25 protein-coding genes are annotated in these 24,298 nt (G+C 70.4%); 17 read left to right on the top strand and 8 right to left on the bottom strand.

Annotated features, from left to right (window positions below):
* Positions 1–133 precede the first annotated feature (133 nt).
* Positions 134–745: a TetR/AcrR family transcriptional regulator gene (locus J7I98_RS15690; protein ID WP_251020698.1), complete on the top strand. Its 612-nt coding sequence runs from the start codon at positions 134–136 to the stop codon at positions 743–745.
* Positions 746–749: 4 nt separating this feature from the next.
* Here the strand turns inward: J7I98_RS15690 and J7I98_RS15685 are convergent, their stop codons facing one another.
* Positions 750–1,736, bottom strand: coding sequence for a DeoR/GlpR family DNA-binding transcription regulator (locus tag J7I98_RS15685; RefSeq protein ID WP_214921299.1), 987 nt, complete (start codon positions 1,734–1,736; stop codon positions 750–752).
* Between the two features lie 143 nt (positions 1,737–1,879).
* Complete coding sequence (locus tag J7I98_RS15680; protein WP_214921298.1) at positions 1,880–3,319, bottom strand: NAD(P)H-quinone dehydrogenase; 1,440 nt, start codon at positions 3,317–3,319, stop codon at positions 1,880–1,882.
* A 192-nt stretch (positions 3,320–3,511) separates the two neighbouring features.
* Here J7I98_RS15680 and J7I98_RS15675 point away from each other — a divergent pair, with 192 nt between their 5' ends.
* The 4 genes from J7I98_RS15675 (at position 3,512) to J7I98_RS15660 (ending at position 8,210) form a co-directional block, all read left to right on the top strand.
* Positions 3,512–3,949, top strand: coding sequence for a gamma-glutamylcyclotransferase (locus tag J7I98_RS15675; protein ID WP_214921297.1), 438 nt, complete (start codon positions 3,512–3,514; stop codon positions 3,947–3,949).
* A 123-nt stretch (positions 3,950–4,072) separates the two neighbouring features.
* Positions 4,073–4,903 (top strand): purine-nucleoside phosphorylase, encoded by an 831-nt coding sequence (locus tag J7I98_RS15670; RefSeq protein ID WP_214921296.1) that lies wholly within the window; start codon positions 4,073–4,075, stop codon positions 4,901–4,903.
* Between the two features lie 260 nt (positions 4,904–5,163).
* The gene (locus J7I98_RS15665; RefSeq protein WP_214921295.1) at positions 5,164–6,822 is read left to right on the top strand and encodes a phospho-sugar mutase; all 1,659 of its coding nucleotides are present in this window, start codon (positions 5,164–5,166) and stop codon (positions 6,820–6,822) included.
* A 197-nt stretch (positions 6,823–7,019) separates the two neighbouring features.
* Positions 7,020–8,210 carry a hypothetical protein gene (locus tag J7I98_RS15660; protein ID WP_308377814.1) on the top strand — a complete coding sequence of 397 codons (1,191 nt, stop codon included), beginning with the start codon at positions 7,020–7,022 and terminating at the stop codon, positions 8,208–8,210.
* A 27-nt stretch (positions 8,211–8,237) separates the two neighbouring features.
* Here the strand turns inward: J7I98_RS15660 and J7I98_RS15655 are convergent, their stop codons facing one another.
* Positions 8,238–8,888 carry a PH domain-containing protein gene (locus tag J7I98_RS15655; protein WP_214921294.1) on the bottom strand — a complete coding sequence of 217 codons (651 nt, stop codon included), beginning with the start codon at positions 8,886–8,888 and terminating at the stop codon, positions 8,238–8,240.
* An 89-nt stretch (positions 8,889–8,977) separates the two neighbouring features.
* Here J7I98_RS15655 and deoC point away from each other — a divergent pair, with 89 nt between their 5' ends.
* From deoC to J7I98_RS15635, 4 genes are all read left to right on the top strand, one after another.
* A complete protein-coding gene (gene deoC, locus J7I98_RS15650) occupies positions 8,978–9,940 on the top strand; it encodes a deoxyribose-phosphate aldolase (RefSeq protein ID WP_214921293.1) in 963 nt (320 codons plus the stop codon).
* Between the two features lie 5 nt (positions 9,941–9,945).
* On the top strand, positions 9,946–11,382 hold the full coding sequence (locus J7I98_RS15645; RefSeq protein WP_214921292.1) for an aldehyde dehydrogenase family protein: 1,437 nt from the start codon (positions 9,946–9,948) through the stop codon (positions 11,380–11,382).
* Positions 11,375–12,292, top strand: coding sequence for an aldehyde dehydrogenase (locus tag J7I98_RS15640; protein ID WP_214921291.1), 918 nt, complete (start codon positions 11,375–11,377; stop codon positions 12,290–12,292). Before J7I98_RS15645 ends, J7I98_RS15640 begins: the two co-directional genes overlap by 8 nt.
* Positions 12,293–12,385: 93 nt before the next feature.
* A complete protein-coding gene (locus J7I98_RS15635) occupies positions 12,386–13,024 on the top strand; it encodes a uridine kinase (RefSeq protein ID WP_214921290.1) in 639 nt (212 codons plus the stop codon).
* 255 nt (positions 13,025–13,279) lie between these two features.
* Here J7I98_RS15635 and J7I98_RS15630 read toward each other — a convergent pair whose 3' ends face one another.
* Positions 13,280–14,071, bottom strand: a complete 792-nt coding sequence (locus J7I98_RS15630; RefSeq protein ID WP_214921289.1) for a SigE family RNA polymerase sigma factor — start codon at positions 14,069–14,071, stop codon at positions 13,280–13,282.
* Positions 14,072–14,240: 169 nt separating this feature from the next.
* Here J7I98_RS15630 and afsQ1 point away from each other — a divergent pair, with 169 nt between their 5' ends.
* The 5 genes from afsQ1 to J7I98_RS15605 all read left to right on the top strand — a co-directional run bounded on the left by afsQ1 (position 14,241) and on the right by J7I98_RS15605 (position 18,021).
* On the top strand, positions 14,241–14,918 hold the full coding sequence (gene afsQ1, locus J7I98_RS15625) for a two-component system response regulator AfsQ1 (protein WP_214921288.1): 678 nt from the start codon (positions 14,241–14,243) through the stop codon (positions 14,916–14,918).
* On the top strand, positions 14,915–16,450 hold the full coding sequence (locus J7I98_RS15620) for a HAMP domain-containing sensor histidine kinase (RefSeq protein WP_214921287.1): 1,536 nt from the start codon (positions 14,915–14,917) through the stop codon (positions 16,448–16,450). Before afsQ1 ends, J7I98_RS15620 begins: the two co-directional genes overlap by 4 nt.
* The gene (locus J7I98_RS15615; protein WP_251020659.1) at positions 16,435–17,076 is read left to right on the top strand and encodes a hypothetical protein; all 642 of its coding nucleotides are present in this window, start codon (positions 16,435–16,437) and stop codon (positions 17,074–17,076) included. Before J7I98_RS15620 ends, J7I98_RS15615 begins: the two co-directional genes overlap by 16 nt.
* 97 nt (positions 17,077–17,173) lie before the next feature.
* A complete protein-coding gene (locus J7I98_RS15610) occupies positions 17,174–17,728 on the top strand; it encodes a VanZ family protein (RefSeq protein ID WP_214921285.1) in 555 nt (184 codons plus the stop codon).
* 92 nt (positions 17,729–17,820) lie between these two features.
* Positions 17,821–18,021: a PspC domain-containing protein gene (locus J7I98_RS15605; protein WP_214921284.1), complete on the top strand. Its 201-nt coding sequence runs from the start codon at positions 17,821–17,823 to the stop codon at positions 18,019–18,021.
* Between the two features lie 108 nt (positions 18,022–18,129).
* On the opposite strand, the gene J7I98_RS15600 is transcribed toward J7I98_RS15605, so the two are convergent.
* Positions 18,130–18,435, bottom strand: coding sequence for an ATP-binding protein (locus J7I98_RS15600; protein WP_251020658.1), 306 nt, complete (start codon positions 18,433–18,435; stop codon positions 18,130–18,132).
* Between the two features lie 125 nt (positions 18,436–18,560).
* Positions 18,561–19,715, bottom strand: a complete 1,155-nt coding sequence (locus tag J7I98_RS15595) for an adenosine deaminase (protein ID WP_214921283.1) — start codon at positions 19,713–19,715, stop codon at positions 18,561–18,563.
* 103 nt (positions 19,716–19,818) lie between these two features.
* On the opposite strand from J7I98_RS15595, the gene J7I98_RS15590 reads away from it, so the two are divergent.
* Positions 19,819–20,592 carry an alpha/beta hydrolase gene (locus J7I98_RS15590; protein ID WP_214921282.1) on the top strand — a complete coding sequence of 258 codons (774 nt, stop codon included), beginning with the start codon at positions 19,819–19,821 and terminating at the stop codon, positions 20,590–20,592.
* A 17-nt stretch (positions 20,593–20,609) separates the two neighbouring features.
* Here J7I98_RS15590 and J7I98_RS15585 read toward each other — a convergent pair whose 3' ends face one another.
* Positions 20,610–20,882, bottom strand: coding sequence for a hypothetical protein (locus J7I98_RS15585; protein ID WP_214921281.1), 273 nt, complete (start codon positions 20,880–20,882; stop codon positions 20,610–20,612).
* Positions 20,883–20,906: 24 nt separating this feature from the next.
* Positions 20,907–21,860, bottom strand: a complete 954-nt coding sequence (locus J7I98_RS15580) for a LysR family transcriptional regulator (protein WP_214921280.1) — start codon at positions 21,858–21,860, stop codon at positions 20,907–20,909.
* A 62-nt stretch (positions 21,861–21,922) separates the two neighbouring features.
* Here J7I98_RS15580 and J7I98_RS15575 point away from each other — a divergent pair, with 62 nt between their 5' ends.
* Both J7I98_RS15575 and J7I98_RS15570 read left to right on the top strand, forming a co-directional pair.
* The gene (locus J7I98_RS15575; protein WP_214921279.1) at positions 21,923–23,224 is read left to right on the top strand and encodes an MFS transporter; all 1,302 of its coding nucleotides are present in this window, start codon (positions 21,923–21,925) and stop codon (positions 23,222–23,224) included.
* A gap of 83 nt (positions 23,225–23,307) precedes the next feature.
* Positions 23,308–24,291 (top strand): sigma-70 family RNA polymerase sigma factor, encoded by a 984-nt coding sequence (locus J7I98_RS15570; RefSeq protein ID WP_214921278.1) that lies wholly within the window; start codon positions 23,308–23,310, stop codon positions 24,289–24,291.
* The last annotated feature ends 7 nt before the right edge of the window (positions 24,292–24,298 follow it).

Here is a 24,298-nt window from a genome sequence, read left to right as displayed (position 1 = left end):
CATCTGCGAAATCAAGGACTGACGTCCGGCTGTACGTGCGTACGTGACGGAGGGCCCCGCCGGAGTACCGGCGGGGCCCTCCGTTTGCGCAATGGCATCCTGGAGTCAGAGCCGGTACGAGAAGGGCGGCGCGATGGCGACCAGCAGCAGTGCACAGACGCCGACGGCGGCGTCGACGCCTTCGGCACGGCCCATGCGCGCCGACGCACGCCGCAACTACGAGCGGGTGCTTGCCGAGGCCCGTATCGCCTTCGCGGAGCACGGCACCGACGCCTCGCTCGAAGATGTCGCACGCCGCGCCGGGGTGGGCATCGGCACCCTCTACCGGCACTTCCCCAACCGGCACGCGCTGATGAGCGCGGTCTTCCAGGGTGCGGTGGACGAGCTGCTGGCTCATTCACGTGCGCTGGCCGATGCCGATGCGCCCTGTGGGGCGCTCGTGACGTGGCTGCGCGACATCATCACTCATGCGGGTGAGTACCGGGGGCTCGCTCGTGAGCTCATGTCGGCCTCGCGCGACGAGAGTTCGGCGCTGGCTCGGTGCAGTACGCCGATGAGGGAGGCCGGCGAGCGGTTGCTCGTACGGGCTCAGAAGAGCGGCGCGGTCAGGCCCGACGTTTCCATCGGGGACCTGATGCAGCTGACCAATGCCATCGCGCTGGCTGCCGAACAGGCGCCCGACGATCCGGAGTTGGCCGACCGGCTGCTGACGCTGACCCTGAAGGGCCTGCGGGCGGAGAAGTAAGCATTCAGCGGCGGCGCAGATCGGCGACGCGCGCCCGCTCGCGCTCGGCGGGTCCCGCCTGCTGCTCCGCGAGGGCTCCGGCGCTGCGCAGTTGCGCACCGGTCCCGGGGCCGCCCGGGTGCGTACGGCGCTGGCCGGGAAGCGGCATGTCCCGGCGGGACTGCCGTCCGGTCGGGACGCCGTCACCCCCCGGTCCCGTCGCCCCTGCTCCTGGTCCGGCGACGGCGATCTGCACTCCCTGGTCTGCCAGGGCCTGCAGTTCGGTGGCGGCACGGTCGTCGTGCTGCGGCGGCTCGTCGGTGACGAGGCGCGTGATCACGTCCGTCGGCACCGTCTGGAACATGGTGTCGGTGCCGAGCTTCGTGTGGTCGGCGAGGACCACCACTTCTGCGGCGGCCTGCACCAGCGCCCTGTCGACGCTCGCCGACAGCATGTTGGAGGTGGAAAGCCCGCGCTCCGCGGTCAGTCCGCTTCCGGAGAGGAAGGCCCGGGAGACGCGCAGACCCTGTAGGGACTGCTCCGCCCCGCTGCCGACCAGCGCATAATTCGAGCCACGCAGCGTGCCGCCGGTCATGACGACTTCGACGCGGTTGGCGTGGGCCAACGCCTGGGCCACCAGCAGGGAGTTGGTGACGACGGTCAGCCCGGGGACCCGGGCAAGCCGTCTTGCCAGCTCCTGCGTCGTTGTCCCGGCGCCGACGACGATGGCTTCGCCCTCTTCGACGAGTCCCGCGGCGAGGTCGGCGATGGCCGTCTTCTCCGCGGTCGCGAGATGGGATTTCTGCGGAAAGCCGGACTCCCGCGTAAAACCGCCCGGCAATACCGCACCGCCATGCCGGCGGTCTAGGAGTCCTTCGGCCTCGAGCGCCCGCACGTCCCGCCGTACGGTCACTTCGGAGGTCTGGACGACGCGGGCGAGCTCACGGAGCGAAACTGCCCCGTTGGCACGCACCATTTCGAGGATCAATTGGCGACGTTCTGCAGCGAACACGAAACTGACAGTAACCTGAGCGGCCGATAGTTCTCAGCAGTTTGCGCCGAAAAACAGAAATTGTTCGCACGGCGAGCCGGGAAGTGATATAGGCGGCACGCGCCGGGTGTCTGCCGTGCAACTACGGTCCGGCCGCGAGGCCGTTACGCCTCGCCCGACGTCTTCCTGGTGTGCAGCTGGCGCGCGACCTCGGCGATCGAACCCGACAGGGACGGGTACACCGTGAACGCGTTCGCGATCTGTTCCACGGTCAGATTGTTGTCGACCGCGATCGAAATCGGATGGATCAGCTCACTCGCGCGCGGGGCGACGACACAGCCGCCGACCACGATGCCCGTACCCGGACGGCAGAAGATCTTGACGAAGCCGTCGCGGATGCCCTGCATCTTGGCGCGCGGGTTGCGCAGCAGCGGCAGCTTCACCGAGCGTGCCTCGATCTTGCCCGCGTCCACGTCGGCCTGGGTGTAGCCGACCGTCGCGATCTCGGGGTCGGTGAAGACGTTCGACGAGACGGTCTTGAGATTCAGCGGAGTCACCGCGTCGCCGAGGAAGTGGTACATCGCGATGCGGCCCTGCATGGCCGCGACCGACGCGAGCGCGAACACGCCGGTGACGTCACCCGCCGCATACACGCCGGGCGCGCTGGTGCGGGAGACCCGGTCGGTCCAGATGTGACCCGAGTCCTTCAGCCGGACCCCGGCCTCCTCCAGGCCCATGCCCGCGGAGTTCGGGATGGCGCCGACGGCCATCAGGCAGTGCGTACCGGAGATGACACGCCCGTCGGACAGCGTCACTTCCACCCGGTCGCCGACGCGCTTGGCGGACTCGGCGCGCGAGCGGGCCATGACGTTCATGCCGCGGCGCCGGAAGACGTCCTCCAGCACGGCGGCGGCGTCCGGGTCCTCGCCCGGCAGCACGCGGTCGCGGGAGGAGACGAGGGTGACGCGTGAGCCGAGGGCCTGGTACGCGCCGGCGAACTCGGCGCCGGTCACGCCGGAGCCGACCACGATGAGCTCCTCGGGGAGCTCGTCCAGGTCGTACACCTGCGTCCAGTTGAGGATCCGCTCGCCGTCGGGGAGCGCGTCGGGGATCTCGCGCGGGTGGCCGCCGGTCGCGATCAGTACGGAGTCGGCGGTGAGGCGCTCCTCGTTGCCGTCCGCGTACGACACGACGACGGTGCGCGAGCCGTCGGCGCCCTGCTGGCCCTCGAGGCGGCCGCGGCCGCGCAGGACGCGGGCGCCCGCCCGGGTGACGGACGCGGTGATGTCGTGGGACTGCGCGACGGCGAGGCGCTTCACCCGTCGGTTGACCTTGCCCAGGTCGACGCCGACCACGCGGGCCGCCTGCTCGATGTGGGGGGTGTCGTCGGCGACGATGATGCCCAACTCCTCGTACGAAGAGTCGAAGGTCGTCATCACTTCGGCCGTGGCGATCAGAGTCTTCGACGGCACGCAGTCGGTGAGCACCGACGCCCCGCCCAGACCGTCGCTGTCGACGACGGTCACCTCCGCGCCGAGCTGGGCGCCCACAAGGGCTGCCTCATAACCGCCGGGTCCGCCACCGATGATCACGATCCGGGTCACGAAAAAGTCCGCCTCGCATTGTCAATCCCGGCCCGCCTGCCCGCTCGGCCGGGGATCCGGGGATCGCCCGGGGGGAATGCAGTACGTACTTCATTGTCCCGCATGCTTCAAGATGCTTCGCCCCGGGGCCCTCCATCCGGCCGTGACCTCTTGAGGCCCCGTCGCACGGACCCCTCCCGTACCCTCGACCTCATGTCGCTCTACGCCGCGTACGCCGGCAACCTCGACGCGCGGCTGATGACGCGCCGCGCCCCGCACTCACCGCTGCGCGGCACCGGCTGGCTCAACGGCTGGCGGCTGACCTTCGGCGGCGAGTCGATGGGCTGGGAGGGCGCGCTCGCCACGATCGTGGAAGCCCCGCGTTCGCAGGTGTTCGTCGCGCTCTACGACATCGCTCCCATGGATGAGGACTCCATGGACCGCTGGGAAGGTGTCGGACTCGACATCTACCGCCGGATGCGGGTGCGGGTGCACACGCTGGAGGGCGAGGAGCCGGCCTGGGTGTACGTGCTGAACGGTTACGAGGGCGGGCTGCCCTCGGCCCGGTACCTGGGCGAAATCGCCGATGCGGCGGAGTCGGCGGGCGCGCCGCACGACTATGTGATGGAACTCCGCAAGCGCCCCTGCTGACCTGTCCGGACCATTCTGACCTCGGCCTTTCGGGGTATTCGTTCGATCCGCCAAGGCAACAATCAGAACACCGTAAGCAGTGACATCTACGCGCGTAGGGCAGGAGCGGTTACCCTCGTCGGCGTGAACGCATCTGTTACCCCTGCCCCCGCCGACGGCTTCGCCGACCCCCACGCGGCTGCCGACGCCGCCGCCGCCCGCCTGCGCGAGCTGACCGGCGCCGAGACCCACGACGTCGCCCTCGTAATGGGGTCGGGCTGGGTGCCCGCCGCCGAGGCGCTTGGCGCGCCCGAGCACGAGTTCGCCGTCACCGAGCTGCCCGGCTTCCCGCCGCCCGCGGTCGCGGGCCACGCCGGTACGGTCCGCTCGTACAAGATCGGCGACAAGCGCGCCCTGGTCTTCCTCGGCCGTACGCACTACTACGAGGGCCGCGGTGTCGCCGCCGTCGCGCACGGCGTACGCACCGCTGTCGCCGCCGGCTGCAAGACCATCGTCCTCACGAACGGCTGCGGCGGCCTGCGTCCCGGCATGCGCCCCGGCCAGCCGGTCCTGATCAGCGACCACCTCAACCTGACGGCCACGTCGCCGATCATCGGCGCGAACTTCGTCGACCTGACGGACCTGTACTCGCCGCGTCTGCGCGCCCTGTGCAAGGAGGTCGACGCCAGCCTGGAGGAGGGCGTCTACGTCCAGTTCCCCGGCCCGCACTACGAGACGCCGGCCGAGATCAACATGGTCCGTGCCATGGGCGGCGACCTCGTCGGCATGTCGACGGTCCTGGAGGCCATCGCCGCACGCGAGGCGGGTGCGGAGGTGCTCGGCATCTCCCTGGTCACCAACCTGGCCGCGGGCCTGACGGGCGAACCGCTCAACCACGAGGAAGTCCTCCAGGCCGGCCGCGACTCGGCCGCCCGCATGGGCGAACTCCTGGCTCAGGTCCTGCGCCGCATCTGACGAAGCCCGGGCGGAGCTTTTCCACACCCCGCCCCTTCCCAAGTGCTCCAACGCCGGACGGGCTGAAATACCAGCCCCTCCGGCGTTTGAGGAGCGGGGTCTGGGGCGGAGCCTCAGTTCGGGAAGGGGCAGGTTGCGCCGCAGGCACCGGTGCGGTGCCGACCGGGTACGGGGTAGTAACCCCGGAATATGGGCGGGCGGGTGGGAAAGCCCGCCGCTAGGCGAATCTGATCGCACCCACACGAGAGGTGGACCACATCGTGCAGCAGGAGCAGGACCTGGTCGCACGGGCGCAGGCCTGGCTGGCCGAGGACCCGGACAGCGAGACCCGGGACGAGCTCGGCAAGCTCATCGACGCCGGAGACCTGGACGAGCTCGCCGCGCGCTTCGCCGGCACCCTCCAGTTCGGCACGGCAGGCCTCCGGGGCGAACTCGGCGCCGGCCCGATGCGCATGAACCGCGCCGTCGTCATAAGGGCCGCCGCCGGCCTCGCCGCGTACCTGAGGGCGAAGGGCCAGGAGGGCGGCCTCGTCGTCATCGGCTACGACGCCCGCCACAAGAGCGCCGACTTCGCCCGCGACACCGCCGCCGTCATGACCGGCGCGGGGCTGCGCGCAGCCCTCCTGCCCCGCCCGCTGCCCACTCCCGTCCTGGCCTTCGCCATACGGCATCTGGGAGCCGTCGCCGGCGTCGAGGTCACCGCGAGCCACAACCCGCCCCGTGACAACGGCTACAAGGTCTACCTGGGCGACGGCTCGCAGATCGTGCCGCCCGCCGACGCCGAGATCGCCGCCGAGATCGACGCCGTACGGGCGCTCGCCGACGTACCGCGACCCGAGGACGGCTGGTTCACGCTCGACGAGGAGGTCCTGGAGGCCTATCTCGCGCGTACGGACGAGGTCCTGACCAACGGGTCCCCCCGCACCGCCCGCGTCGTCTACACGGCCATGCACGGCGTCGGCAAGGAGGTCCTGACGGCCGCCTTCGCCCGCGCCGGTTTCCCGGAGCCCGTGCTCGTCGCCGAGCAGGCCGAGCCCGACCCGGACTTCCCCACGGTCGCCTTCCCCAACCCGGAGGAGCCGGGGGCCATGGACCTGGCCTTCGCCACCGCCCGCCGCGCCGAGCCCGACCTGATCGTCGCGAACGACCCGGACGCGGACCGCTGCGCCGTCGCCGTCCCCGTGCCCGTGCCCGGCAGTGACGAGTGGCGGATGCTGCGCGGCGACGAGGTCGGCGCGCTGCTCGCCGCGCACCTCGTGCACAAGGGCGCTCGCGGCACGTTCGCCGAGTCGATCGTGTCGTCGTCGCTGCTGGGACGTATCGCCGAGGCGGCCGGTCTGCCGTACGAGGAGACCCTGACCGGCTTCAAGTGGATCGCCCGCGTCGAGGGCCTGCGCTACGGCTACGAGGAGGCGCTCGGCTACTGCGTCGACCCCGAGGGCGTACGCGACAAGGACGGCATCACGGCGGCGCTCCTGGTCACCGAGCTCGCGTCCGAGCTCAAGGAGCAGGGCCGCACGCTCCTCGACCTGCTCGACGACCTCGCCGTGGAGCACGGTCTGCACGCCACCGACCAGCTGTCGGTGCGTGTCGAGGACCTGACGGTGATCGCCAATGCGATGAGCCGGCTGCGCGAGCAGCCGCCCACCTCGCTCGCGGGGCTCAGGGTCACCGGCTCCGAGGACCTGACGCGGGGCACCGACCGACTGCCGCCCACGGACGGGCTTCGCTACCAGCTGGACGGTGCGGTGAAGGCCCGCGTGATCGTACGGCCGAGCGGCACCGAGCCGAAGCTCAAGTGCTACCTGGAGACCGTGGTTCCGGTCGCCGACGCGAGCGAGCTGGCACCCGCCCGTGAGCGGGCGGACGGGATCCTCGCGGCGATCAAGCGGGATCTGTCGGCCGCCGCAGGCATCTGACACCACTGGCATCACTGACACCACTGCATTCGTACGGGCGGGTCGCTTCCCAGGTCGGGAACCGGCCCGCCCGTACGAGTGATTTACATACGGCAGTCGCCGCAGCGCCCAGTGCCCTCCCCCGATCACACGGAGAAGGGTGGCCGGTATCCCCCGCCGAGTCCTGGAGCGCCGCAGTGCCCCCGACCGCACCCCCGGTGACCCGACGGCCCTGGCCGGCCGTCCCTGCCGACCGCCGCCCGCACCAAGGCGCGCGGGAGCGGATCGCGTACTCACTGCGGCGGGCGGCTCCCGCACTGGTCGGTTACGTCGCCGTACGGCTGCTGGGCGTGCTGGTGCTCGCCAAATGGGCCCACCTGAGGGGTCACGGCCTGTGGCCCGCGCTCGCCACGTCCTGGGACTCCCTCTGGTACCTCCAGATCGCCGACCGGGGATACGACTCCACCCTCGGCACCACCCGTAACAGCAACAGCCTGGCGTTCTTCCCGCTCTACCCGGTCATCGTCAAAGCCGTCGCCGGCGTCACGCCCGGCTCGCGCGCCAGCGTCGGACTGCTGCTCGCCATAGCTTTCTCGCTCGTCGCCGCCTGGGGCATCTTCGCCGTCGGCGACCGCCTCCACGGACGCCGGGTGGGCACCCTGCTGGTCGTGCTGTGGGGCTCGATGCCCGCCGCAGTGGTCCAGTGGATGGGCTACACGGAGTCGCTGTTCACCGCGCTGACGGCATGGGCGCTGTTCGCCGTCCTCACCGGCCGGTGGCTGTGGGCCGGTTCGCTGTCCGTACTGGCCGGGCTGACCCGCCCGACCGGCGTGGCACTCGCCGCGGCCGTGTCGGTGACGGCGGCGGTGACGCTGTGGCGGTCGTGGCGGCGCGGGCACAAGCTCGAACCCGCCGTGCTCGTGGCCGGGCTGGCCGCGCCACTGGGCTGGTGCGGTTACGTCGCCTGGGTGGGCCTGCGCCTCGGCCGCTGGGACGGCTATTTCGCCGTACAGAAGCTGTGGCTCAACGAGTGGGACGGCGGGGCCGACACCCTGCGCGAGATGCGGCGTCTCCTGCTCTACAAGTCGATGCCGCACCTGTTCCTGGTGGTGGTGACGGTGGTGCTGCTGGCATCCGTCGTCCTGTTCCTGCTGTGCGCCGCCGAGCGCCTGCCGCTGCCGCTGCTGGTCTTCACCGGCGTACTGCTGCTGGTCGTCCTGGGCAGCGGCGGCGTCTACTTCCCGCGCGCCCGCTTCCTGGTCCCCGGCTTCCCCCTGCTGCTGCCGGTCGCGCTCGCGGTGACGCGGGCGAGAAGGCGGCTCATCGGGGTGCTGGTGGTGGGCGGGGCGGTGATGTCGTCGGTGTGGTTCGGGGCGTACATGCTGCTGATCTGGCCGGGCCCGCCGTAGAGCCGGGCCCGCCGTGGATCAGCCCGATCAGCCGGCGGCCAGCAGCACGGTCAGCGCCACCGCGCCCACGACACACGGCGCGATGATTTCGTACGCCCAGCGGACCTCCGGGTCCCCCTGAGCCGTCGGCCGCGCCGCGCACCGTTCCGCCTGCTCGCGCAGGTCCTCGACGGTCTGGTCGGCGGGCGCCCTGCGGGCCTGTGCGTCGGTGACGTCGGCGGTCACGGACGTCCTGCCGTACGGGTCGTCGTGCGCCTGCTTGGCCTGCTGGCGGGCGACGCGCTTGCGCTGGCGCAGCGAGACGGGCACGGCCCACAGCTGGTACTTCTTGCCGCCCGCGAGCACCTCGCTGGAGTACCCGGCGCGCACGCCGTCGACCGCCGCCCAGGGCAGCGTGATCGTACGGAACGGGTTGCGGATCCGGAGCCGGTCGTCGTTGGCGAAGACGGCGGGCCGCAGTGTGTACGCGACGACCAGCGGCACGGCGAAGAACAGACCGGCCAGCGCCACCCACGGCGTACGCCCCTCCCCGCGGATCAGCGCGTCACCGCCGACCCAGGCGGCCAGCAGGAGCACCAGGACGCCGCCGGCGAGCGCGCCGGGCGAGCGGAAGACGCGGTCGGCGTAGGTCGGCTCGGTGGGCTCGCCGGGCTGCCGGCCGGGGCTGCTGCTTGTCATGGGCCCGATTCTGCCTCACGTCACACCGCCTTGTTCGGGGCCGGGGCTGTACAGGTCGCTACGCGCGTAGATATGCTGCAGTAGTGACCATGCCCACCACTGCATCCGCACCTGCACCCGCATTCGCCGACGCGACGGCGTCCGACGGTGCGCTGCGCCGCTTCCTGCACGGGCTGCCCGGCGTAGACACCGTCGGCCTCGAAGCACGCGCCGCGTCTCTCGGCACCCGTTCGATCAAGACCACGTCGAAGGCGTTCGCCATCGACCTGGCCATTTCCATGATCGACCTGACCACGCTCGAAGGCGCGGACACCCCGGACAAGGTCCGGGCGCTGTGCGCCAAGGGCGCCAACCCGGATCCGACCGACCGTACGACGCCCAGGGTCGCCGCGATCTGCGTCTATCCGGACATGGCGGCCACCGCCAAGGAAGCCCTGGCCGGTACGGGCATCAAGGTCGCCTCGGTCGCCACCGCCTTCCCGGCGGGCCGCGCGGCGCTGCCGGTGAAGCTCGCGGACGTCCGCGACGCCGTGGCCGCCGGGGCCGACGAGATCGACATGGTGATCGACCGGGGAGCCTTCCTGTCCGGTCATTACCTGAAGGTCTACGAGGAGATCGTGGCCGTGAAGGCCGAGTGCGGCGACAGGGCCCGCCTCAAGGTCATCTTCGAGACCGGCGAGCTGTCGACGTACGACAACATCCGGCGGGCCTCGTGGCTCGGGATGCTGGCGGGCGCGGACTTCATCAAGACCTCGACCGGCAAGGTGGGCGTGAACGCCACGCCTTCCAACACCCTGCTGATGCTCGAAGCCGTACGCGACTTCAAGGCGCAGACTGGAATCCAGATCGGCGTGAAGCCGGCCGGCGGGATCCGCACGACCAAGGACGCGATCAAGTTCCTGGTCCTGGTCAACGAGACCGTGGGCGAGGACTGGCTGGACAACCACTGGTTCCGCTTCGGCGCCTCCAGCCTGCTCAACGACCTGTTGATGCAGCGCCAGAAGCTGAGCACCGGCCGTTACTCCGGTCCCGACTACGTGACGGTGGACTGATCACCATGGCATCTGTTTTTGAGTACGCACCCGCACCCGAGTCGCGGTCCGTCGTCGACATCGCCCCGTCGTACGGCCTCTTCATCGACGGCGAGTTCACCGACGCGGCCGACGGCAAGGTCTTCAAGACCGTGTCGCCGTCCACCGAGGAGGTCCTCTCCGAGGTCGCCCGGGCGGGCACCGAGGACGTCGACCGTGCGGTGAAGGCCGCCCGCAAGGCCTTCCAGAAGTGGTCGGCGCTGCCCGGCGCCGAGCGCGCCAAGTACCTCTTCCGTATCGCCCGGATCATCCAGGAGCGCTCGCGCGAGCTGGCCGTCCTGGAGACCCTCGACAACGGCAAGCCGATCAAGGAGACGAGGGACGCCGACCTTCCCCTCGTCGCCGCGCACTTCTTCTACTACGCGGGCTGGGCCGACAAGCTCGACCACGCGGGGTACGGGCCGAACCCGGCGCCCCTCGGTGTCGCGGGCCAGGTCATCCCCTGGAACTTCCCGCTCCTCATGCTCGCGTGGAAGATCGCCCCGGCGCTCGCGACGGGCAACACGGTCGTCCTGAAGCCCGCCGAGACGACCCCGCTGTCCGCGCTCTTCTTCGCGGACATCTGCCGCCAGGCGGGCCTGCCCAAGGGCGTCGTCAACATCCTTCCCGGTTACGGGGACGCGGGCGCCGCACTCGTCGAGCACCCGGACGTCAACAAGGTCGCCTTCACCGGCTCCACGGCCGTCGGCAAGGCGATCGCCCGCCAGGTCGCAGGTACGTCGAAGAAGGTCACCCTCGAACTGGGCGGCAAGGGCGCGAACATCGTCTTCGACGACGCCCCCATCGACCAGGCCGTAGAGGGCATCGTCACCGGCATCTTCTTCAACCAGGGCCAGGTCTGCTGCGCGGGCTCGCGCCTGCTGGTCCAGGAGTCGATCCAGGACGAGCTGCTCGACTCGCTGAAGCGCCGCCTGTCGACGCTGCGTCTCGGCGACCCGCTGGACAAGAACACCGACATCGGCGCGATCAACTCGGCCGAGCAGCTGGCCCGTATCACCGCGCTCACCGAGACGGGCGAGGCGGAGGGCGCCGAGCGCTGGTCCGCGCCGTGCGATCTGCCGTCCTCCGGCTACTGGTTCGCGCCGACGCTCTTCACGAACGTCACGCAGGCGCACACCGTCGCGCGCGACGAGATCTTCGGCCCGGTGCTTTCGGTCCTGTCGTTCCGTACGCCCGACGAAGCCGTCGCCAAGGCCAACAACAGCCAGTACGGCCTGTCGGCAGGGATCTGGACGGAAAAGGGCTCCCGCATCCTGGCCGTTGCCAACAAGCTCCGGGCCGGTGTCGTCTGGGCCAACACGTTCAATAAGTTCGACCCGACCTCGCCCTTCGGCGGATACAAGGAATCGGGCTTCGGCCGCGAAGGCGGCCGCCATGGTCTGGAGGCCTACCTCGATGTCTGAGCGCAGTGTCGAAAAAAGCGGCTCCGCCGCCGGGCGTCTGAGCGTCTTCAAGACCTACAAGCTGTACGTCGGGGGAAAGTTCCCCCGCAGCGAGAGCGGCCGGGTGTACGAAGTGCAGGACCACAAGGGCAAGTGGCTGGCCAACGCCCCGCTCTCCTCCCGCAAGGACGCCCGTGACGCGGTTGTCGCGGCGCGCAAGGCGTTCGGCGGCTGGTCGGGCGCGACGGCGTACAACCGGGGCCAGATCCTCTACCGCGTCGCGGAGATGCTGGAGGGCCGCAAGGACCAGTTCGTACGCGAAGTGGCGGATGCCGAGGGCCTGTCCAAGTCGAAGGCGGCCGTGGTCGTCGACGCGGCGATCGACCGCTGGGTCTGGTACGCGGGCTGGACCGACAAGATCGCCCAGATCGTGGGCGGCGCGAACCCGGTCGCGGGCCCGTTCTTCAACCTCTCCACGCCGGAGCCCACCGGCGTCGTCACCGTGCTCGCCCCCCAGGAGTCGTCCTTCCTGGGCCTGGTCTCGGCGATCGCCCCGGTGATCGCGACGGGCAACACGGCCGTCGTCGTCGCTTCGGAGAAGTCCCCGCTGCCCGCGCTCTCCCTCGGCGAGGTCCTGGCCACGTCCGACCTGCCGGGCGGTGTGGTCAACATCCTGACCGGCCGTACGTCGGAGATCGCGGCCCCGCTCGCGTCCCACCAGGACGTCAACGCGATCGATCTCACCGGCGCGGACAGCGAGCTGTCCCGCGACCTGGAGATCGCAGCGGCGGACAACCTCAAGCGGGCCTTCCGTCCACAGCCTGTGGACTGGGCGGCCGACCCCGGCACCCACCGCCTGACCGCCTTCCTGGAGATGAAGACGGTCTGGCACCCGACGGGCTCACTGGGCGCGTCCGGCTCCGCGTACTGAGCGGAGTCCCCACCGACACGACCTCGCCGGCCGGGCCGTCCCCCGACCGGCGGGGTCGTCTCATGCCTTCCCGATGCCGCATGATTGTGTCCCGTGAGTTCATCCCCCATACCCACTCGCGTCGTCCTGCTCGCAGGTCCCTCCGGCTCCGGAAAGTCGTCGCTCGCCGCCCGCACGGGTCTGCCCGTGCTACGCCTCGACGACTTCTACAAGGAGGGCGACGACCCCACGCTTCCGCAGGTCGCGGGCAGTACGGACATCGACTGGGACTCTCCGCTGTCCTGGGACGCGGACGCCGCCGTCGCGTCGATCGAGGAACTGTGCCGTACGGGACGCACGACCGTCCCCGTGTACGACATTTCCGTCAGCGCCCGCGTGGACAGGGAATCGCTCGACATCGAGCGCACCCCGCTCTTCGTGGCCGAGGGGATCTTCGCGGCGGACATTGTGGCGCGCTGCGAGGAGCTCGGCGTGCTCGCGGACGCGCTGTGTCTGCGGGGGCGTCCGGCGACGACGTTCCGGCGGCGGTTGCTCCGGGATCTGCGGGAGGGCCGCAAATCCGTACCGTTCCTGCTGCGCAGGGGCTGGCGGCTGATGCGGGCAGAGCGCGGCATCGTGGAGCGTCAGGCGGCGCTCGGGGCGCACCCCTGCGCGAAGGAGGAGGCCCTGGGCCGCCTGGCGGCCGCAGCAGCTGGCCGCCACCGCACCCCGGCGACACACGAGCCGGCGTAGCGGCCTGGGGCACGTACGGCTGGAACATCCAGTCCGTACGGCGTGTGAGGACTTCGAGAAGGGGCGGGTAGGGGAAGCCCTGCGCAGCGGCCCGCACCGGCACCCCCCACCGCACCGCCCCGCGTAAACGCACTGCAGGGCCGAACAGGCCCCCCCGGCCCGTCCAGCCCTGCTGCGTTTTCCCCCGTACCGACCGCCGTCTCCCCCGAGACCGCGGCCGTTCCTCCCCCGTATCCCCCGTGTCCCCCCGTACCTTCAGGCCACCAGCTCGCCGAAGGACTCTTCCTCGTCACGGCCGAAGCTGAGGACCTCGTCCTCGCGCAGCCGGCGCAGTGACCGCCAGATGCTGCTCTTCACCGTGCCGACACTGATGTCGAGGATGTCCGCGATCTCCGGGTCGGTGCGGCCCTCGTAGTAGCGGAGGACCAGCATCGTGCGCTGGAGTTCGGGCAGCCGGGCGAGCGCCTGCCAGAGCACGGCGCGCAGTTCGGTGCCGCGCATCGCGTCCGTGTCGTTCGCCGTCTCCGGCAGTTCCTCGGTCGGGTACTCGTTGAGCTTGCGCCTGCGCCAGGCGCTGATGTGCAGGTTCGTCATAGTGCGGCGCAGATAGCCGCCGACCGCAGCTTTGTCGCTGATCCTGTCCCAGGCGCGGTACGTCGAGAAGAGGGCGCTCTGCAGCAGGTCCTCGGCCTCGAAGCGGTCGCCGGTCAGGTGGTAGGCGGTCGCGTACAGGGAGGCTCGGCGCTCCTGGACGTAGGCGGTGAATTCCGCCTCCGACACAGAAGTCCGTTCCCCGGTGACCTCCCCGTACGCCGTTCCCCCCTGGCCCCCGTGTCCCCCCACAGAAGCGTCGAGCACCGCAGCCACATGCATGGTCTGCGTGCGCTGACGCCCGGTGCCGCGAGCACACCCCCGCAGTCCCCCAAGCTCTCGGCTCCGCTCGAGCAGGGAGGTACCCCCTACCGCACCGGACTTCTCGGTGTTCCTCGTGACGTCGTGGAGACGCGTGACAACTGCGCTGGAGGTGGTGCTGTGCAGTGCGTTCATCTTGCGCCCCCCGTCGGTGGAATCCGTTGCTGTCCGTTGCTGTCCGTGTGCCAATGAGCTTGCCGGGGCAGTTTCATCGCGGTGTCCGCCGACTGTCACAGGCCTGTCACAGCAATGGGAGGGCTCCAACTGTCGAAGTACTCCTCCCCCATGGGCCAGAATGACCTCTGTGCCTTTCCTGTTGCTGATCGAGGACGACGACGCCATCCGCACGGCCCTCGAACTCTCGCTGTCACGCCAGGGCCACCGAGTGGCCACCGCGGCGACGGGAGAGGACGGCCTGAAACTGCTGCGCGAGCAGCGGCCGGATCTGATTGTGCTGGACGTGATGCTGCCCGGCATCGACGGATTCGAGGTGTGCCGGCGCATCAGGCGTACCGACCAATTGCCCATCATTCTGCTGACCGCGCGCAGCGACGACATCGACGTCGTGGTCGGCCTGGAGTCGGGCGCGGACGATTACGTCGTCAAGCCCGTGCAGGGCCGGGTGCTCGACGCCCGCATCCGCGCGGTGCTGCGTCGCGGCGAGCGGGAAGCCAACGACGCCGCGGTCTTCGGCAATGTGACCATCGACCGCTCCGCCATGACGGTCACCAAGAACGGCGAGGACCTGCAGCTCACGCCGACCGAGCTGCGGCTGCTCCTGGAGCTCAGCCGCAGACCCGGGCAGGCCCTGTCGCGGCAGCAGTTGCTGCGGCTGGTGTGGGAGCACGACTACCTCGGCGACTCGCGGCTGGTCGACGCCTGTGTGCAGCGGCTGCGGGCCAAGGTCGAGGACGTACCGTCGTCGCCGACTCTCATCCGTACCGTCCGGGGCGTCGGTTACCGGCTGGACACACCTTCGTGAGTGCCGCCCCCAGGCGGGCGCTGCTGGCGGGGCTGCGCTGGACCAGTCTGCGGCTGCGGCTCGTCGTCGTGTTCGCCCTCGTGGCGCTGACCGCCGCCGTCTCCGCGTCCGCCATCGCGTACTGGCTCAACCGCGAGGCGGTGCTGACGCGTACGCAGGACGCCGCGCTGAACGACTTCCGGCAGGAGATGCAGAACCGCGCTGCCACTCTGCCGATACGCCCGACGCAGTCCGAACTCCAGGCCGCGGCCGCGCAGATGGCGGCCAGCAGCGGCCCCGGTTACAGCGTGCTGCTCGTCGACGAGCGTGCGGCGGGCAAGCCGATCGTCGGCAACTCCGACATCGACGCCTTCACGCTCGAAGACGTACCGCAGGAGCTTCAGGATGCGGTGAACCGCAAGCAGAAGGTCACGGACGCGAACGACTATGCGTACCACCTGTACTGGCTGCGGATAAGCCCGAAGGACAAGCCGTTCCTGGTGGCCGGTACGAAGGTCATCGGTGGCGGGCCGACCGGTTACATGCTGACCTCCCTGGAGCAGGAGCGCGCCGACCTCAACTCGCTCGCCTGGTCCCTCGCGATCGCCACCGCGCTCGCGCTCCTCGGCTCCGCGCTGCTCGCGCAGGCTGCGGCGACGACGGTGCTCAAGCCCGTGCAGCGGCTCGGGGACGCGGCGCGGCGCCTCGGTGAGGGGAAGCTCGACACCCGGCTGCGGGTGTCGGGTACGGACGAACTGGCCGATCTGTCACGGACGTTCAACAGGACCGCCGAGTCGCTGGAGAAGAAGGTCGCCGACATGACCGCGCGGGAGGAGTCGAGCCGCCGCTTCGTCGCCGACATGTCGCACGAACTGCGGACGCCGCTCACCGCGATCACGGCGGTGGCGGAGGTCCTGGAGGACGAGGCGGACAACCTCGACCCGATGATCGCGCCCGCCGTGCATCTGGTGGTGAGCGAGACGCGGCGCCTGAACGACCTGGTGGAGAACCTGATGGAGGTGACCCGCTTCGACGCGGGTACGGCCCGTCTCGTCCTCGACGACGTCGATGTCGCCGACCAGGTGACCGCCTGCATCGACGCCCGCGCCTGGCTGGACGCGGTGGATCTCGACGCCGAGCGCGGCATCATGGCGCGGCTCGACCCGCGCCGGCTGGATGTGATCCTGGCGAATCTGATCGGGAACGCGCTGAAGCACGGCGGTTCGCCGGTACGGGTGTCGGTGCGGCCCGTCGATCACGAGCTGGTCATCGAGGTACGGGACCACGGCCCGGGCATCCCCGAGGACGTACTGCCGCATGTCTTCGACCGTTTCTACAAGGCGAGCGCGTCGCGGCCGCGTTCCGAGGGCAGTGGCCTCGGACTGTCCATCGCGATGGAGAACGCGCACATTCACGGCGGCGACATCACGGCGTCCAACTCGGAGGAGGGTGGCGCGGTGTTCGTACTGCGGCTGCCGCTCGATGTGTCGCAGACGGCGGACGAGGGAGAGGACGACGGCGTGAGAGAGGGGGAGGAATGCGAAGAGCAGTGACAGCCGCGGAGAGCGTGACGCGACGCAGGCGGCTGGGCTCCGTCACGGGCCTCGCCGTGCTCTGCGCCGCCCTGGCCGGCTGCGGCATCCGGACGACGTCGGTGCCGGTCGACGCGGGCGCTGCCCCGTCGAGGGTGCCGTGCGAGCTGGCGCCGGAGGACATCGCCACGCAGTCGACGCCGGGCATTCCGCTCGAGGTGTACCTCGTCTGCGGGGCGCAACTGGTCTCGGTGGACCGGGCGGTGCGGATACCCGAGGAAAAACTGATGTCGGACCGGGTGCGGGTCGCGCAGACGCTCCTCGACGAGCTCCAGAGGGATCCGTCGGCCGAGGAGAAGCAGGCCGGTTTCACCACGGTCGTACGGGACACACTGGCCGTTTCCGGTCCGCGCGAGGGCGATGCGAAGAACGCGCTGCGGCTGAGCAGCCAGCCGGAGGATCTGCCCACGCACGCGCTGGCGCAGATTGTCTGTACGTACGCGGACAGTGCGGCGTCCGGGTCCGACGGGGCCGTGGTCCTCGGCGGGCCTTCCGACGACCCTGCGCGCGGCTATCAGTGCACGTCGGCGCTCAAGGACCGGCCGGACGCCGTTCCGACGGTGGGTGAGATCCGCCCGTCGCGCTGAACGGCGGCACTGTGGCTCGGTGGCACCTCGCACTGTGGTTCCGCACGCCGTGGAAGATGGCGGAACCGATCCCGCCGGTAGACGCGTCTTGTGGGGCGTGCGTCATGGCTCGGACGGCAGCGCCGTCATCATTCGCTTCCGCGTCGCCGGAGGTCTCCTCCTCCTCGCGCATCTGCTGCTCGTCGGGTGGCTGACGCTTCGGCCCCTGGACGTTCCATGGATGACGGCGCCGAACTTCCATCCGCTGGCCGGTATAAAGGCGGACCTGGCGCTCGGCCCCGCCGAGGCCGCGCGCCGTATCTGCGAGGGGCTGCTGCTGCTCGCGCCGCTGGGCGTGCTGCTGCCGATGGCCGGGGGCAGGCTGTTCGTCTCGCCGGTGGCCTCACTGTTACGTACGGTCGCGGCCGGGACACTGGTCTCGCTCGGGATCGAGCTGCTCCAGACCGGAGTGCCGGGCCAGGTCGTCGACGTCGACTCGGTGCTGCTGAACGCGGCCGGGGTGGCGCTGGCGCACCTGACGGTCGTACCGGCGGGGCGGGCGCGGCTGCGGCGCCGACGCCGGCAGCGGCGGGGGCGAGGCCGGGCACTGAGGGCGGACGAGGTGTCTCAGGGGCGTACCCCGACGATTCCCAGGGTCGGGATCGCCCCGTAGAGCGACGCCCCGCGGAGGGTGCCGGGAGCAGTATTGAGGCATCGGGAGGCACACCGGAAGTGACCCCCGGACCAGCTCGCGAGGAGCCCGCCATGACCGCCCTTGTCCGCCCCCGTAACGGCCGAATGATCGGCGGAGTGTGCGCTGCGCTGGCACGGCGCTTCGGTACCTCCGCGAGCACGATGCGGGTCATCTTCCTGGTCTCGTGCCTGCTGCCCGGCCCGCAGTTCCTGCTGTACCTGGCGCTGTGGGTGTTCCTGCCGGGCGAGAAGACCGCGACGACCGCCTGGTAGTCCGTGCAGTCCGTGCGCAATCCCGCACTCCGACGCCGAGGGGCGCTCACCGGAATCCGGTGGGCGCCCCTTCTGCGTGCCGTGTACGGGTGACACCTGTGCGGTGAATCAGCCTCCGATGACGGGCAGCCCTTGGAAGGGAAGGCCGCCGACCAGGCCCGGCTCCTGCAGAGGAACAAGAGGAACGTGGGAGAGGCCCTGACCGAGCTTCTGCTGGCCGACCGCCAGGCCCTCGGCGGCGCCGGGGGGAAGAAGCTCGGTCACCATCCCGGCGGGCACCGTGCTGGTCACCGTGCTCAGTGCGTCCGGGACCGCCGGGGCGGCCGGGGCGGCGGTAGCGCTGCCGGCGGCGGCAGCGGCGAAGGCGGCACCCAGGGCGGCGACGCCGAGAGTCTTGGCAGCAGACTGCTTCATGGAAGAAATGTCCTTGCGACGGGGATTGTGAGCGACTCTGCAAGCTAGCCAGGCAATCATGCCGCCTGCAAACACAGAAAAGCGGCCAGGAAATGCACTTCCCGGCCGCTTTTCTATAGGTGCGATCAGCCTCCGAACGAGGAAGAACCGCTGGTCGTGGCGGTCTGACGGAACAGCCATTCGGATTTCAGCTCGGCATATCCGGGCTTAATCACGTCATTGATCATGGCGAGTCGTTCGTCGAAAGGAATGAATGCTGACTTCATCGCATTGACTGTGAACCACTGCATGTCGTCGAGCGTGTAACCGAAAGCATCGACCAGGTGCTCGAATTCGCGGCTCATGCTGGTACCGCTCATGAGCCGGTTGTCGGTGTTCACCGTGGTCCGGAAGTGCAGCTTGCGCAGCAGGCCGATCGGGTGGGCGGCGTACGAGTCCGCGGCGCCCGTCTGGAGGTTCGACGTGGGGCACATCTCCAGCGGGATGCGCTTGTCGCGCACGTACGAGGCGAGGCGGCCCAGCTGGACGCTGCCGTCCTCCGCGACCTCGATGTCGTCGATGATGCGTACGCCGTGGCCGAGCCGGTCGGCGCCGCACCACTGGAGCGCCTGCCAGATCGACGGCAGGCCGAAGGCCTCGCCCGCGTGGATCGTGAAGTGGTTGTTCTCGCGCTTGAGGTACTCGAAGGCGTCGAGGTGGCGGGTGGGCGGGAAGCCCGCCTCGGCGCCCGCGATGTCGAAGCCGGTGACGCCCTGGTCGCGGTAGCGGTTGGCCAGTTCGGCGATTTCGAGGGCGCGGGCGGCGTGCCGCATGGCGGTCAGCAGGGCGCCGACGCGGATGCGGTGGCCGTTCGCCTTCGCGCGGCGCTCGCCCTCCCTGAAGCCCTCGTTGACGGCCTCGACGACCTCTTCGAGGGTCAGACCCTTTTCGAGGTGCTGCTCGGGTGCGTACCGGATCTCGGCGTAGACGACACCGTCCTCGGCGAGGTCCTCGGCGCACTCCGCGGCGACGCGGATGAGCGCGTCACGCGTCTGCATGACGGCGCAGGTGTGCGCGAAGGTCTCCAGGTAGCGGGGCAGGGATCCGGAGTCGGCCGCCTCGCGGAACCAGATGCCGAGCTTGTCGGCGTCGGTCTCCGGGAGTGCCTCGTAACCCGCCTCGCGGGCGAGATCGATGATCGTGCCGGGCCGCAGACCACCGTCGAGGTGGTCGTGGAGCAGCACCTTCGGGGCGCGGCGGATCTGGTCCGCGGTCGGGGTGTTCGGGGTCTCGCTCGTCATCTGCGCACTCTAATGCCTACGCGCGTAGATCACCTCCTGTCGATACGTAACAGTGACCGTGCGGACGGGTGGAGTACACCTGGGCTTCTGAGACTGTTCTGTCATGGCACAGCAAGCAATCCCGCTTCCGGAGCCCCGCCTCGGACGGGCTTACGGGGCTGCCGGGGGCAACGGGAGCAGGGGCAGCGTCAACGCCGTAGTACTGCTGCTTCCCGCCGGCGAGTCCCTCTCGGCACGCAAGCCGTCCCCCTTCGCCTACGCCGGCGCACTGCCGCTCGCCAGGAGCCTGGCCGGGGCGGGACGCACGGACGGGCTGGCCGCGCATGTCGTGCGGTACCGCAGCCGGGGCTGGAACGGGGCGGACGCGCAGCTCGCCGCGGATGCGAAGTGGGCGGCGGACGAGGTCGTACGGCGCTACGGCGACGTACCTGTGTGCCTCGCGGGGATCGACATGGGCGGGCGGGCCGCACTGCACGCGGCGGGGCACCCGGCGGTCAACTCGGTGCTGGCGGTGGCGCCGTGGCTGCCGGAGGACGATGTCGCGGCGGAGCCGGAGCCGGTGAAGCAGCTTGCGGGGCGGCATGTGCTGATCGTGCACGGCACCAACGACGAACGTACGGACCCGGAGCTGTCGTACCGGCTGGCGGCGCGGGCCAAGAAGGTCAACCGCGACACGTGCCGCTTCGAGGTCCACTCGGACGGCCATGCGCTGCGCCAGCACCGGCCGGAAGTGCTGGCACTGGCGTCCGACTTCGTGCTGGGGGCGCTGTTCGGGCGCGGGTACGCACGGCCGGTGGCGGATGCGCTGGCGGCGCCGCCGCCGCTGGGGCTGCGGATGCCGCTGGCCGTGGGCTTCGGGCGGGCGCTGCAGCGGTAGGGGAACAGAAAGGCCCCTCACGCTCCGCCCGACAACTCCGCCACCCACCCGTACGGCAGCTCCTCGCCGTCCAAGGTGATCGCTTCGACCGTACGAGTCTCGGGGTCGATCTCCGCCTGCACCCCCTCCCCCTCGTAGCGCGGGTAGCCACTCTCGCCCGTCCTCCCCGTCGCCTCCACCACCGCCGTGCGCAGCGTTGCTCCGTGGTTGGGGTGGCCGTCGGCGTCGGCCGCGCGGGGCTTGATCTCCACCGTGTAGCGGTCCGGGTGCGAAGGAGGCGTAGTCGACATGGGTCGACGCTAGCGCCGCCGCGGTCATTCCGGGAGCAGGCGGCCCCTGCGGGACAGCAGGAACTGCTTGAAGGCCGCCACCGGAGGCGTGTCCGGGTGGCCGTCCAGCCAGGCGACGCCGATCTCCCGTACCGCGCGGGGAGCCGTCACCGTCAGCTCCACGACGCCCGGGCGGGCCACCGCCGGCGGCGGCAGCAGGGCCACCCCGAGCCCGGCCGCCACCAGGCCGCGCAGGGTCTCGGCCTCCTCGCCCTCGAAGGCCACCTTCGGCTTGAAGCCCGCCTCGGCGCACAGGTCGTCGGTGATACGGCGCAGTCCGTAGCCGGGTTCCAGCGTCACGAAGGTCTCGTCCGCGGCCTCGGCCAGCCGGACGCGTTTGCGGGTGGCGAGACGGTGGTCGTCGGGGACCACCAGGCGCAGCCGCTGTTCATCGAGGCGCCGGGCCACCAGGTCGGGGGCGTCGGGGACCGGCGAGGTCAGGCAGAGGTCGAGGTCACCGGCGCGCAGGCGCTCGATCATCGCTTCGCCGTAGTTCTGGACGAGCTGGAACCGTACGCGCGGATGATCGGCGCGGAAGGCCCGGATCAGTCCCGGAACAGTCTCGGAGCCCATGGTGTGCAGAAAGCCGAAGGCGACCTTGCCGGTCGCCGGGTCGGCGTCGGCGCGTACCGAATCCGCCGCCCTCTCGACCTCGGCCAGTGCGCGTTCGACGGTGGTGAGGAAGGTACGGCCGGCCGGGGTGAGCGAGACGGTGCGGCCCTTGCGCGCGAACAGGGCGACTCCCAGGTCCTCTTCCAGCCTGACCATGGCGCGCGAGAGAGTCGACTGCGGTACGCCGAGTTCGTGCGCCGCGCGCGTGACGTGCTCGTGGCGGGCGACCGCGGCGAAGTACGTGAGCCGCGGGGCGAGTACCTGCTGGATGTCTTCTTCGTAACTGCTGGGTGACAGGCGTTGCCGTGAGCTCGGGTTATGCACCATGGGAATGATTATTGCCGGTCTGTGCATTGGACGCATGACGCTGCCCGGCCTACGTTCGATGCATGCCTCCTGCCAGTACCAAGGCGTCCACCACCCACGTGGGCGCCGACTCCGTCATTGACGCCGACTCGCGTCTCGCCCCTTCCGCCCCCGGCTACCGCCGCATGAGCTTCGCGCTCTTCGTCGCCGGAGTGGCGACGTTCGCCCTCCTCTATTCCACCCAGGCCCTGCTGCCGCTGATCTCCGGCGACTTCGGTGTGAGCGCGAGCGCCGCCAGCTGGACCGTCTCGGCCGCGACGGGTGCGCTGGCCCTGTTCGTACTGCCTCTCAGCGCGCTCTCCGAACGCTTCGGGCGGGCCCGGATGATGACGGCCTCGCTGGTGATCGCCGTCGTGGTCGGAATGCTGGTGCCCTTCGCGCCCTCCCTGGAGTGGCTGGTGGCGCTGCGCGCCGTGCAGGGTGCGGCGCTGGCCGGTCTGCCGGCCTCGGCGATGGCGTATCTCGCGGAGGAAGTACGGCCGAAGGCGCTGGTCGGCGCGATCGGCCTGTTCGTCGCCGGCAACTCCATCGGCGGGATGAGCGGCCGCATCGTCACCGGCTGGGTGGCCCAGCTGTGGGGCTGGCGGGCGGCGCTCGCCGCGGTCGGCCTGATGGCCGTGGTGTGCGTGGTGGTGTTCCGGCTGATGCTGCCGAAGGCCCGTCATTTCGCGCCCGGTTCGCTGAACCCGCGGGCGCTGGCGAAGACGGTCCGCGGTCATCTGGCCGACCCGCTGCTGATGCGGCTGTATGCGATCGGCGCGCTGTTCATGACCGTCTTCGGCGCGGTCTACACGGTGATCGGCTACCGGCTGGTCGAGGCCCCCTTCAGCCTCCCGCAGGGCGTCGTCGGCTCGGTCTTCCTCGTCTACCTGGTCGGTACGGTCTCCTCCGCCGCGGCCGGAAAGCTGGTGGCCCGCATGGGCCGCCGCGGCGCGCTGTATCTCGCGGTGTCGACCACCGCGGCGGGGCTGCTCCTGTCCCTCTCGGACGCGCTGGCCCTGGTGCTCCTCGGCCTGGTCCTGATCACCGCCGGGTTCTTCGCGGGGCACGCGGTGGCGTCGTCCTCGGTGAGCCGTACGGCGAAGACCGGCCGCGCGCAGGCATCGGCGCTCTACCAGTCGGCGTACTACCTGGGCAGCAGCGCGGGCGGGACGCTCGGCGCGATCGCCTTCCACGCCGGGGGCTGGGCGGGCACGGTGCTGCTCGGTCTGGTCGCGGTGCTCGTATCGATCACGCTGTACGGGACCCGGGCGGCCAGGGTCGAGCGGCGGAGGCCGGTGCCGGCGCGGCGGCTCACTGAGGCGCGGCGGCTCGCTGAGAGCTGAGAGCCGCCCGTTCCCACTCCGATTGTCAGTGGCCTGCGGTAACTTCCGAAGGGCTGGTGGCAACGGCGAGTGGGGTGGACTCGATGAGCGATGTCGTAGAGACGCAGGACCTGGATTCCAGGCTGGAGAAGCACCGGGTCGAGCTGACCGGGTACTGCTACCGGATGCTGGGCTCCGCCTTCGAGGCGGACGACGCCGTGCAGGACACGATGGTGCGGGCGTGGCGCAGCTTCGACAAGTTCGAGGGCCGGTCGTCGCTGCGGTCCTGGCTCTACCGCATCGCGACGAACGTCTGCCTGGACATGCTGAACGCGGGCAACCGCAGGGCTCGGCCCATGGACCTCACCGCCGCGACGCCGGTGGCGCAGGCCGCGCTCAATTCCCGCCCCGAGATCACTTGGCTGGAGCCGGTGCCGGACGGGCGGGTGCTGCCGTCCGTGGCCGACCCGGCGGAAACCGCCGTGTCCCGCGAGACCGTGCGGCTCGCATTTGTCGCCGCGCTGCAGCATCTGCCGCCGAAGCAGCGCGCGGTGCTGATCCTGCGCGAGGTGCTGGCCTGGAAGGCGAGCGAGGTCGCGGAGCTGCTGGACACGACCGTCGCCTCGGTCAACAGCGCGCTGCAGCGGGCCCGTGCGACGATCGCCGAGCACGGCTCGCGCGAGACGGACACCGCCGACCCGCTCGACGAGGAGCAGCGCAAGCTCCTCGAGCGGTACGTCGCGGCGTTCGAGGGGTACGACATGGCGGCCCTGACGGCGCTGCTCCATGAGGACGCCACGCTGTCCATGCCGCCGTACGACCTGTGGCTGCAGGGCCACGACAACATCGTCGGCTGGATGCTGGGCGTCGGCGAGGTCTGCCGGGGCTCGAAGCTGGTCCCGGTCGTGGCGAACGGCACGCCCGCGTTCGCGCACTATCACCCGAGCCAGTCGGGCGACGGCAGCTTCGACCCTTGGGCGCTCATGGTCATCGAGATCGTGGACGGCAGGGTCAGCGGGATCACGTCGTTCCTGGACACGAAGCGCTGGTTCCCGCTCTTCGACCTTCCGGAGCGCCTCGAAGTCTAGGGGGGCA

The organism is Streptomyces sp. ISL-98 (assembly GCF_018614055.1).
GTDB lineage: Bacteria > Actinomycetota > Actinomycetes > Streptomycetales > Streptomycetaceae > Streptomyces > Streptomyces spiramyceticus.
This window is presented reverse-complemented; position numbering and strand designations above follow the sequence as displayed.

Excerpts from the sequence above, each read along its gene's own strand:
- J7I98_RS15570 (WP_214921278.1), top strand. The coding sequence starts at position 23,308 with ATGAGCGATGTCGTAGAGACGCAGGACCTGGATTCCAGGCTGGAGAAG.
- J7I98_RS15655 (WP_214921294.1), bottom strand. The coding sequence starts at position 8,888 with ATGACAAGCAGCAGCCCCGGCCGGCAGCCCGGCGAGCCCACCGAGCCG.
- J7I98_RS15605 (WP_214921284.1), top strand. The coding sequence starts at position 17,821 with ATGACCGCCCTTGTCCGCCCCCGTAACGGCCGAATGATCGGCGGAGTG.
- J7I98_RS15580 (WP_214921280.1), bottom strand. The coding sequence starts at position 21,860 with ATGGTGCATAACCCGAGCTCACGGCAACGCCTGTCACCCAGCAGTTAC.
- J7I98_RS15630 (WP_214921289.1), bottom strand. The coding sequence starts at position 14,071 with ATGAACGCACTGCACAGCACCACCTCCAGCGCAGTTGTCACGCGTCTC.
- J7I98_RS15645 (WP_214921292.1), top strand. The coding sequence starts at position 9,946 with ATGGCATCTGTTTTTGAGTACGCACCCGCACCCGAGTCGCGGTCCGTC.
- J7I98_RS15615 (WP_251020659.1), top strand. The coding sequence starts at position 16,435 with ATGCGAAGAGCAGTGACAGCCGCGGAGAGCGTGACGCGACGCAGGCGG.
- deoC (WP_214921293.1), top strand. The coding sequence starts at position 8,978 with ATGCCCACCACTGCATCCGCACCTGCACCCGCATTCGCCGACGCGACG.
- J7I98_RS15595 (WP_214921283.1), bottom strand. The coding sequence starts at position 19,715 with ATGACGAGCGAGACCCCGAACACCCCGACCGCGGACCAGATCCGCCGC.
- J7I98_RS15640 (WP_214921291.1), top strand. The coding sequence starts at position 11,375 with ATGTCTGAGCGCAGTGTCGAAAAAAGCGGCTCCGCCGCCGGGCGTCTG.
- J7I98_RS15575 (WP_214921279.1), top strand. The coding sequence starts at position 21,923 with ATGCCTCCTGCCAGTACCAAGGCGTCCACCACCCACGTGGGCGCCGAC.
- J7I98_RS15690 (WP_251020698.1), top strand. The coding sequence starts at position 134 with ATGGCGACCAGCAGCAGTGCACAGACGCCGACGGCGGCGTCGACGCCT.
- J7I98_RS15675 (WP_214921297.1), top strand. The coding sequence starts at position 3,512 with ATGTCGCTCTACGCCGCGTACGCCGGCAACCTCGACGCGCGGCTGATG.
- J7I98_RS15590 (WP_214921282.1), top strand. The coding sequence starts at position 19,819 with ATGGCACAGCAAGCAATCCCGCTTCCGGAGCCCCGCCTCGGACGGGCT.
- J7I98_RS15600 (WP_251020658.1), bottom strand. The coding sequence starts at position 18,435 with ATGAAGCAGTCTGCTGCCAAGACTCTCGGCGTCGCCGCCCTGGGTGCC.
- J7I98_RS15585 (WP_214921281.1), bottom strand. The coding sequence starts at position 20,882 with ATGTCGACTACGCCTCCTTCGCACCCGGACCGCTACACGGTGGAGATC.